The sequence below is a fragment of the Mesobacillus maritimus genome, from assembly GCF_023715205.1.
Classification (GTDB): domain Bacteria; phylum Bacillota; class Bacilli; order Bacillales; family Cytobacillaceae; genus Mesobacillus_B; species Mesobacillus_B maritimus_C.
This window is the reverse complement of record NZ_JAMBNR010000116.1, coordinates 1-279: the sequence shown is the minus strand read 5'-3', so window position 1 is coordinate 279 and position 279 is coordinate 1. Positions and strand designations below refer to the sequence as shown.

The window sequence follows — 279 nt, the reverse complement described above, 5'->3', positions numbered from 1 at the left end:
CACACCCGTTCCCATGCCGAACACGGAAGTTAAGCTTCTCAGCGCCGATGGTAGTTGGGGGATTCCCCCTGTGAGAGTAGGACGTCGCCAGGCAACGCAAAAGACAACCAATTTTGGTTGTCTTTTTTTGTATGAACTACAATGAAAAATGTGGCTCTATAATATTTGTTGGGGTTCCTATGCAACTATGAGAGCATAAAAAAACACGCAAACATCCAATTCTTTTATACTTGAGTTGTCGAGAAACAAGTATGAATGGAGTTGCGTGTAAATGCATTT

1 rRNA gene is annotated in these 279 nt (G+C 42.3%); it reads left to right on the top strand.

The features are described 5' to 3' along the window. Window positions 1-93 (top strand): 5S ribosomal RNA (gene rrf / locus M3182_RS25885); the annotation flags it as partial. Window positions 94-279: the final 186 nt, after the last annotated feature.